1 protein-coding gene and 1 pseudogene are annotated in these 1,314 nt (G+C 70.0%); both read left to right on the forward strand.

From position 1 onward, the window contains the following. A pseudogene (locus QZH66_RS16210) lies at positions 1–364 on the forward strand (transaldolase family protein); the annotation flags it as partial. Positions 365–534: 170 nt separating this feature from the next. After that, positions 535–1,314 (forward strand): phosphatase PAP2 family protein (locus QZH66_RS16215; protein WP_305806914.1); only part of this gene is annotated, 780 nt, incomplete at its 3' end.

The raw sequence follows: 1,314 nt of genomic DNA on the forward strand, positions 1-1,314 counted from the left end.
CGACGAGGACCCGGGCGTGCGCTTCGTGCGCGGCGTGTATGCCGAATTCAAGCGCCGCGGCGTGCCGACCGTGGTGATGGGCGCCTCGTTCCGCTCCACCGCCCAAGTCGAAGCGCTGGCCGGCTGCGACCGCCTGACCATCTCGCCGGAGCTGCTGGAAAAGCTGGAGGCCGATTGCGGCGAACTGCCGCGCCAGCTGGCGCCGGTCGCGGCTGAAGCGGTGAGCGTCAGCGCGGTCGACGCCGACCGCTTCGAACGGGATCTGGCTGCCGATGCGATGGCCAGTGAAAAACTTTCCAGCGGCATCGATGCGTTCGTTGCCGATCTCAACGCGCTGCGGCAGATGATCGCCCAGCGCCTTGCCTGNAGCGGTGAGCGTCAGCGCGGTCGACGCCGACCGCTTCGAACGGGATCTGGCTGCCGATGCGATGGCCAGTGAAAAACTTTCCAGCGGCATCGATGCGTTCGTTGCCGATCTCAACGCGCTGCGGCAGATGATCGCCCAGCGCCTTGCCTGAGGCCGTTGCCATGCCCATGCGTTCCCGTCTTCCGCTTTCCCGCCTTCTCGCCGTCAGCCTGTGCGTACTGGCCAGCGCCTGCGCCACCCACGCCGCGTCCCGCTCCAGCGTGCCGGAGATCCGCCCCGGCGTGGCCCAGGGCTATCTGGAAACGGCGCAGCTGCCGGACAGCATCGCGCTGCTGCCGCCGCCCCCGGCACCCGGCTCGGCCGCGTTCGCCCTGGACGAGCAGGTCAACCTGGCGCGCAACCTGCGCGGTACGCCGCGCTGGGAGCAGGCCATCGCCGATGCCAACCTGCAGTTCCCCGCCGCCGCCTCGATCTTCGCCTGCGCCATCGGCACCGACATCAACGAACACAATGCGCCGCGCCTGTACGGCCTGCTGCGGCGTACCCGCACCGATGCCGCCGTGGTCAGCGATGCCGCCAAGCACCGGTACAACCGCACCCGCCCGTTCGTGGCCAACGGTGAATCCACCTGCACACCCGACAAGGAGGCCGGTCTGGCCGAAAACGGCTCGTATCCGTCCGGACACACCTCCATCGGCTGGGCCTGGGCGCTGATCCTGGCCGAGCTGGCGCCGGACCGCAGCGATGCGATCCTGGCGCGTGGCCGCAGTTATGGCGAAAGCCGGCTGGTGTGCAACGTGCACTGGCACAGCGATGTGCTGTCGGGCCGCTTCATGGGCGCAGCGGTGGTCGCCCGCCTGCACGGCGATGCGGTTTTCCGTGCCGACATGGAGGCGGCCCGCGCCGAGCTGGCCGCACTGCGCGCCGCACCTGCGGCCGCCCCGGCG

The organism is Stenotrophomonas sp. YIM B06876 (assembly GCF_030711595.1).
GTDB lineage: Bacteria > Pseudomonadota > Gammaproteobacteria > Xanthomonadales > Xanthomonadaceae > Stenotrophomonas.